We start from the raw sequence: 7,624 nt of genomic DNA, 5'->3' as shown, positions 1-7,624 counted from the left end.
GCCGCCAGGAGGTACTCGACACTCTCACAGACGTTTCCGAACTTCATCGCGCCGGCTCGTGGTGCCGAGGCCGTCCTGCGCGCGGGGACGGGCAAGATCTACGCAGCCCCGAACAAGCGCATGGACGACACCGGTCGCCACATGTTGATCTGGTGGGAGAACGGCCCGTCACACCCGGCCACCCAGCGCTCCGTCGAATCTCTCAACCGCCTGCACGAACACTGGGCGAAACAGTATCCGGGCAACTTCTCGCACAACGAAGACTACGTTTACACCCTCTGCTACGAGGCGGCCTTCATGCATCGAATGCGCCTGAGGATCGGTCTGCCGGGCTTCCCCGAGAAGGTCCAGATGGCCTCGGTCGAGTTCTGGAGCCGGATGGCAAAGCTGTTCCGCAACGCAGGCACGGGCGAACCGCTCCACGGCTTTCCGGCGGATTTCGCGGGGATCATGGCGTACATGGACGACTACGAGGCGCGCGACTGGGGCGACAACTCGCACGGAGCGGCCGTCATGGAGCGGATGCTGACGCCGTTCGCCGAACGTCACTTCCCCCGTCCCCTGCACGGGGTGGCGCGCGCGATGGTCCTGGGGATGTATCCGGACCACATCTTCCGCACCTACGGCATCGCCCGACCCGGACCCATCACCCGGTGGTTCGGACGATCCTTCATGAAGGTCGGCTTGACGATGAGCGAGCGCTACCTACCGGATCCCGAGGTCACTCTCGCTGAGAAGCATCGCCAGGCGCGCGCGGCCAAAGTGCAGACGCTCTTACGTCATGCCGATCGGCCCAGCGCGATTCGAGAAGCCGAGGACGTCGCGGCGACCAGCTGATCGGGATCGGGGGGACGGCGCACGCCTTATCCGGGGCGATGACCACGGGATCAGGCGTGCGCCGCATTCACGACCGGGCCCCATTCACGACCGGGCTTGGGCGACGAGTTCGGTCGGGTGGGCGACGGACTCGGCGTTGAGCCGATGCCAGGTGCGGTTCTGATAGACCAGGCCATCCGGCATCTCGGCACCGCCGTCGAGACGCGACTCGACCGCCGTGGCAACGAATACCGTCGACCCACCGGCGTCGATCCGGTGCAGGATGCGCGCGCGCAACCAGGTATGGGCATCGTCGAAAACGGGTTCGCCCGTGTCGAGTCGCCTCCAGCGCGTCGTGTCGGCGAACCGATCGATGCCACTCGTCGCACCCAAGACGGCCAGATCGAGATTCTCTGCCGAGAGAAGGTGGACGACGACCGTATCGGCCAGTCGGAGCACGACGGCGCTGGAACTGTGCACCGAAACCGAGAACATCAGCAGGGGCGGGTCGGCGCTGACGGCCGACACGGAAGACGCGGTCAGCGCGATCGGGACGCCGTGCGCGTCGGCGGTGATCAGGGAGACCCCCGCCGGATGCGAGCGGAATGCGGCCTTGAAGTCATCGGGGCTGATCATCGTCGGTCCGCTCTCATGAGACCGAGGCAAGGTACCGGATGGCGCCCTGGCGCCAGTTCAGGGTCACGTGATGCGAGATCATCTCGACATCGCGCTTGGCGCGCGAGATCGGGTGCTCGGCATTACCCGCCCGTGCACCGACGAGCGAGAAGATCTGCTGTACCGAGCGCAGTGCTGTGCGCGTCACGAGCGCATTGTCACGGGCCTCTCGGGCGGTGTCGGCCTCGCTGGACTCCTCGCGCAGGCGCGCTCGCTCGGATGCCTCGAAGCTTCGCTTCTCGATCAGCAGGCGCGCCATCTGAATGTCACCCTGCGCCTGGGCGAATTCGCTGGCCACGTACTCCTGCTCGGAGAGGCTCACGGAGCCGCCGAGCGCGTTGGCGACACGGGTAGACGACCCGACCGTCTCGGCGAAGTGCTCGGCAGCACCCCACGCGGCACCGACGGCACATGACGCAAACGGGAAACGACCGTGAGAGGGCCATGTGGCGTACATCGTGTCGAACGTGGGATGCATCGACCGGCGTTCCTTCAGCTTTCGCACGGTGTCCGCCGTCCGCTGGACACGGTGCTCGGGAACGAAGACATCAGTCACCGACATCGAACGACTGCCCGTGCCGCGCATGCCGGTCGGGTGCCAATCGTCGATCGTCTCCGCATCGTCGTGCGGCACGAGGAACATGTGACCCTCGCCGTCGTCACCGACGGGGGCGTTGAAAATGAGCCACTCGGAGAAGTCAGACCCGCTGCAGAATCCCCACTTACCGGTCAACAGGTATCCGCCGTCCACCTTCTTCGCGACGGCCTTCGGATTGAGGTTGGTGTTGCCGGCGAGAGTGGCGTAGGTATCGGATCCCCAGATCTCGTCTTGGACCTCTTCGGGGTAGGCGAGGATCGCCATGTTGTCGGAGCTGAGGATCGAGAACACCCACGCCGTGGAGGCGCATCCGCGCGCCAGGTTCATCGCGATGCGCGCGTGCTCGTGCTCACTGAGTTCGAGCCCGCCGTACTTCTTCGGCTTCAGAACGTGCAGCAAGCCCGCGTCGCCGAGTCGGCGGTAGGTGTCGTCGGGGATCCGGCGCTCGCGATCTACCTCGGCTGCTCGTTCTCGCAGCAACGGGATCAGTTGGACGGCCGAGTCGACGACATCGTCGGCGGATAGGTTCGGCGCGGGAGCGACTCGAGCGGACGTAGGGGTGAGGATGGACATCGGAACCGCCTCTCGCGTGGCGTCGGTGCCGCGCTGGTTGTGGGGAGTAGTCCCTCCATCCTGATTACGAGTCCATTTGCGGTCAAACAGAACAATTCGACGATAAAGCTCACGAAAATCGCTTTAGTCAGTACCCGTGTAGGCGTCTCCGCGCGCGTACTGCTGGCGTACGAGGTCGGCGAGCGCCCGCGCCCGGCTCGAGAGAGCCACTCCTCGAGCCCAGGCAAAGACTACCGACACCGATGGCGGCGGCGGCACGATCTCGCGTTCGAGGATCGGCAGCCCTTCGTAGCTCAGCTTGTTGGCCGGACGTTGCACCAATACGGCGTAGGCGGAGTCGGAGCGGGCGACGATCGAGCGAGTGAGCTCGAACGCGTGCGTGAGGTGCCGTACGCGCGGAGTCAACCCCCGCGCCTCGAAGATCGACATGGCGTAGCGGGTGCTGGGCGTCTGATCGAACAGGACGAAGGGAAGGTCGGCCAGCTCCTCGAGCGCCACGACCTTCTTGTTCGCGAGCGGGTTGCCGGCGCCGAAGAGGGCGTATCCGCGCGCCGCGTACAACTCGAACGTCTCGAGTGCCTCGAACCCGCCCATGTCGTACATGATCGCCACGTCGATCGCGCCCGAACGCAGCGCGGCGGTGAGTTCGTCCTGCGCTCCTACGACGAAGTCGATCGAGACCTGCGGATGCAGCGTCTCGTACTCCTCGAGGATGCGTGGGAGCACGGCGGGCGCGAGCGTAGCGAAGCACCCCAGCACGACGGGCCCGACCAATTCGGACCCGCCACCCTGCACGGCGTAGTTCAGCTCGGCGACATCGTTCAGCAGGCGCCGCGCTTTCTCGAGGACGAGAGTCCCCGTGGAGGTGAGCGTGACACCCTGAGCGCGACGGCGAACGCAGAGCTCAGCGCCCAGCGCACGCTCGAGCTCGGTTATCGAGGCCGAGATGGCGGACGGCGAGAACCGTAGCGTCTTCGCGGCCCCGCTGATCGTGCCGGCGTCCGCAGCGGCGACGAAGTGGGCGAGTTGACGGAAGGTGAGCTCACCACGGGTGAGCTGACCCTCGAGCGTGGGATCGACATTGACCATGCGCTCACTGTATAACCCAGCAAAACCGTGCTTCATCCTCGCATTGTTCTGTTTGACCGTCGAAAGAGCGGCCGCACAGGATGGTCACGGATCCACATCCCGGTCAGGCGCCCATTCAGGTCGCGGCCGCGACGCCATCACCAGACCGCCGAGTTCAGCGACGACCCCGGCGGGATGAGCGTCACCACCACGGGAGGCACAGCTCGATGAAGATCTCAGGTTCCTCGCGTCGCGCGTACGCGACGCTCGCAACGATCAGCGTCATCGCCTTGGCGATGACCGGATGCGCTCGAGGGGGTGGGGGCTCGGGCGATGCGAGCGACGGCACGGTCGAAGCGAGCCCCGGCATCACCGACACATCCATCACGATCGGCACAACGGCGCCGCTCACGGGCAACGCGGCGGGTGTCGGCAACTGCGCCGTCGACGGCGGGCTCGCCTACTTCGGCGCGAAGAACGCCGAGGGCGGTATCGAGTTCGGCGACGGCAAGACCCGCACGGTGGAGTTCACGGCCTACGACGACGGCTACGACCCGCAGCGCGCGCTCGCGAACTTCCAGCAGATGCAAGCGGACGGTGCGTTCGCGGCGGCACTGAGTCTCGGCACGCCAACGAACCGCGCGTGGCGCGAGGCCGCCATCGACGCCGAGTTCCCGCAGGTTCTTCTGCAAACGGGTGATCCGCTGTTCAGCAACCGCGAAGAAAGTCCGTGGCAGTTGGGCCTGCTTCCGGTTTATCAGCAGGAGGGCGAGGCGTTCGGCGAACTGCTCGCCAATTCCCCCGATGACCACAAGGTCGCCATCCTGTTCCAGAACGACGACTTCGGTGAGGGCTACGTCGAGGGCTTCAGGGAGGCGATCGAGGACGCTGACAACGTCGAAGTCGTCAAGGAGCTGGGCTACGAGGCCACCTCAACCGATGTGAACGCCCAGATCACCGACCTCGCGTCGACGGATGCCGACGTTTTCCTCAACGCCATGTCTTCGCTGGCACCGCTCGTGATCGGCTCGCTGCAGCAGGCCGACACGATCGGGTGGCACCCCAGCATCTTCCTCCCCTCGGTCTCTGCGAGCCCCGCAGCGTTCCTCGTCCCCTCCGGAGTGGCCGACACCTTCCCGGGCATCTACACCACGGCATCGTCAATGACCGTGGGCTCGCCGCTGTTCACGGAGGACCCGAACAGCACGGTATTCCTCGACGCGCTCGCGGAATACACGGCGCAGCCGGGTGAGCCCAGTTTCCCCCAGTGCCTCTGGAGCTGGATCGGAGCATCGATCCTCGAGCAGGCGTTCATGAAGATGGAGGAACCGACGCGGGAGAGCTTCATGGAGGCCCTCCGCTCGATCAGCGATTACTCGGCGCCGTTCCTCCTCGACGGCGGCGTGATCGACACGACGACCGATGACCGACCGGCCATGAGCACCGTCGTCGTCCAGATGTACAACGGGGCTGGCTTCACGATCGTCGACGCGCTCGACTGATCGACTCCCCACCGAAGGGCGCACGAACGAGAGGTTCGTGCGCCCTTCGTCATGACCGCCTCGTGACGCGCATGCTCCGAACGAGCACGCTCGTGCACGAGGTGGGTGTACGGTGATATTGTACGTATACGGACGATCTTTCGTGATCGACGCTGCCGCGCATCGAAGGAGATATGACATGCAGTTCTACCGTGACGGCTATCGGCCCGGCGATCCCGACGAGCTTCCGGCCCGGGACTACGGACTCGCCCGATCCGTCGACATGCCCAGCGAGGTCGATGTGCTGATCGTCGGAACCGGGCCCGCCGGCTGCGTCCTGGGCGCCCAACTGGCGGCCTTCCCCGACATCGATACGCGAATCGTCGAGCGTCGGAACGGCCCCCTTCAGGTCGGGCAGGCAGATGGAGTCGCATGCCGCACGGTCGAGATGTTCCAGAGCTTCGGTCTCGCCGAGGCTCTCGTGCGCGAGGCTTACTGGGTCAACGAAACGCGCTTCTGGGGACCCTCGGCTGAGGACCGCTCGCGCATCGTTCGCACGGGATGGGTCGACGACACCCCCGAGGGGCTCAGTGAGTTCCCGCACGTCATCGTGAACCAAGCACGCATGCAGCAGTACCTGCTCGATCACATGGAGTCCTCGGCCAGCAAGCTGGTTCCGGATTACGGGATCGAATTCGTGGACCTCACGGTTCTCGACGGCGACTATCCGGTCGAGGTGCGGCTGCGCCGGGCCGACACAACGGGCGAGAGCGAATTCACGATCCGCGCCCGCTACGTCGTCGGGTGCGACGGCGCCCGCAGCTCCGTCCGCCAGGCGATCGGCCTCGAGCTGAAGGGTGACGCCGCCAACCATGCGTGGGGCGTGATGGATGTGCTCGCCACGACCGACTTTCCGGACTGGCGCACGAAGAACGTAATCCAGTCCGCGGGACGCGGCAGCCTCATCATGATCCCCCGCGAGGGCGGGAACATGGTGCGCTGTTACGTTGATCTCGGCGCCGTGCCCGCCGGGGACAGCCGCATTCGGCAGACCACGGTCGAGCAACTCACCGCCGTCACCAACTCGATCCTGCATCCCTATTCCATAGACGTCCGCTCGGTCGCCTGGTCTTCCGTCTACGAGGTCGGACAACGACTCAGCGATCGTTTCGACAACGCAGACACCGCGCCCGAGCCGAGTGTGTTCATCGCGGGTGACGCGTGCCACACCCACTCGGCAAAAGCCGGACAGGGCATGAACGTGTCGATGCAGGATGCCTTCAATCTGGGCTGGAAGCTCGCCGCTGTCCTGCAGGGTCGCTCCCCCGCCGAGCTTCTTCGGACGTATTCGGCCGAGCGCCAATCCGTGGCCAAGGACCTGATCGAGTTCGATCGGTTCTGGTCGGCGTTCGTCGCGCAGCCGACCTTCGACCCGGATCGCCCCGAGGAAGGCGGCGTGACGGCGACCGAACTGCGAGACGAGTTCGCCCGGCAGGGCCGGTACACCGCCGGACTCGCCACGACCTATCAACCCTCGACGCTGACGGGCACGAGCCAGTACCAGTCACTGGCCTCCGGCTTCGTGATCGGTACGAGATTCCACTCGACCCCTGTCGTGCGTCTCGCCGACGCCAAGCCGATGGAGCTCGGGCACGCTCATCGAGCCGACGGGCGATGGCGAATCTACGCATTCGCTTCGAGTGATGATGCGGAACTCCTGAACACCGCTTCGTGGCTGTCGGACGCTCCGGACTCCCCCCTGCGGGTTTTCGCCGCGGAGGCGGACGACCTCGACGCGGTCATCGATGTGCACGGCGTCTTCCGATCCGGGCACCACGAAATCGACGTAACCCGCCTTCCCGCCGCGCTGATCCCGCGCACGGGCCCGTTGCATCTCCAGGACTGGGAGAAGGCGTGGGCAAAGCATCCGAAGCGCGACATCTTCGCCGAGCGTGGGATCGCCGATGCGGGAGCGCTTGTCATCGTGCGACCCGATCAGTATGTCGCGCACGTCCTGCCCCTCGACGCCCGCGCCGAACTGACGGACTTCTTCGCCGGGTTCCTCACCGCACAACCCGCGTTATCGATCGGGAGGGCGCGCCATCCGGAAACCTGACACAGGGGATGGGGCGCATTCCCGTTCGTGACATGATGGGCGGCGATGGTCGACTCGCATCCCGCCGATGGTGGAGCGCCCCACGGGGGCGTCCCGATGCACGCGATCTGTGGCCATCTTCTGCGACGCGCTCAGCAGGTCCATACCGCGATCTGGACGGAATCGTTCGGAACGGATCTGACCAGTCCGCAATATGCCGTGCTCACCGCGCTCGCCGCGCACCCGCGGATCGACCAGCATCGCCTCGGGCAGCTCGTCTCCCTCGACAAGTCCTCCGTGGCGGACGTCGTGGCTCGG

General features: G+C 65.7%; 7 protein-coding genes. 4 read left to right on the top strand and 3 right to left on the bottom strand.

Features of this window, described 5'->3' with window-relative positions; genetic code table 11:
- On the top strand, positions 1-837 hold an 837-nt coding region (locus tag MIC448_RS04885; protein ID WP_051513161.1), incomplete at its 5' end, for an oxygenase MpaB family protein.
- Between the two features lie 84 nt (positions 838-921).
- On the opposite strand, the gene MIC448_RS04880 is transcribed toward MIC448_RS04885, so the two are convergent.
- From MIC448_RS04880 to MIC448_RS04870, 3 genes are all read right to left on the bottom strand, one after another.
- Entirely contained in the window at positions 922-1,452 is a 531-nt protein-coding gene (locus MIC448_RS04880; RefSeq protein WP_051513159.1) for a flavin reductase family protein, read from the bottom strand.
- Positions 1,453-1,465: 13 nt separating this feature from the next.
- Positions 1,466-2,662, bottom strand: a complete 1,197-nt coding sequence (locus MIC448_RS04875) for an acyl-CoA dehydrogenase family protein (RefSeq protein WP_036296839.1) — start codon at positions 2,660-2,662, stop codon at positions 1,466-1,468.
- A 123-nt stretch (positions 2,663-2,785) separates the two neighbouring features.
- Entirely contained in the window at positions 2,786-3,751 is a 966-nt protein-coding gene (locus MIC448_RS04870) for a LysR family transcriptional regulator (protein WP_051513157.1), read from the bottom strand.
- A gap of 206 nt (positions 3,752-3,957) precedes the next feature.
- On the opposite strand from MIC448_RS04870, the gene MIC448_RS04865 reads away from it, so the two are divergent.
- From MIC448_RS04865 to MIC448_RS04855, 3 genes are all read left to right on the top strand, one after another.
- On the top strand, positions 3,958-5,232 hold the full coding sequence (locus MIC448_RS04865) for an ABC transporter substrate-binding protein (RefSeq protein ID WP_036296836.1): 1,275 nt from the start codon (positions 3,958-3,960) through the stop codon (positions 5,230-5,232).
- 178 nt (positions 5,233-5,410) lie between these two features.
- On the top strand, positions 5,411-7,327 hold the full coding sequence (locus MIC448_RS04860) for an FAD-dependent monooxygenase (protein ID WP_051513155.1): 1,917 nt from the start codon (positions 5,411-5,413) through the stop codon (positions 7,325-7,327).
- 45 nt (positions 7,328-7,372) lie between these two features.
- Positions 7,373-7,624, top strand: a 252-nt coding sequence (locus MIC448_RS04855; RefSeq protein ID WP_144237983.1) for a MarR family winged helix-turn-helix transcriptional regulator, incomplete at its 3' end; no start/stop codon positions are given.

Origin of the sequence: Microbacterium sp. C448 (assembly GCF_000582705.2) — a bacterium.
Classification (GTDB): domain Bacteria; phylum Actinomycetota; class Actinomycetes; order Actinomycetales; family Microbacteriaceae; genus Microbacterium; species Microbacterium lacus_A.
Note: the sequence above shows the minus strand (reverse complement) of the source record. Positions and strands in the feature narration are given on the sequence as shown.

Coding starts and splice junctions, on each gene's coding strand:
- MIC448_RS04875 (WP_036296839.1), bottom strand. CDS start 2,662: ATGTCCATCCTCACCCCTACGTCCGCTCGAGTCGCTCCCGCGCCGAAC.
- MIC448_RS04870 (WP_051513157.1), bottom strand. CDS start 3,751: ATGGTCAATGTCGATCCCACGCTCGAGGGTCAGCTCACCCGTGGTGAG.
- MIC448_RS04880 (WP_051513159.1), bottom strand. CDS start 1,452: ATGATCAGCCCCGATGACTTCAAGGCCGCATTCCGCTCGCATCCGGCG.
- MIC448_RS04860 (WP_051513155.1), top strand. CDS start 5,411: ATGCAGTTCTACCGTGACGGCTATCGGCCCGGCGATCCCGACGAGCTT.
- MIC448_RS04865 (WP_036296836.1), top strand. CDS start 3,958: ATGAAGATCTCAGGTTCCTCGCGTCGCGCGTACGCGACGCTCGCAACG.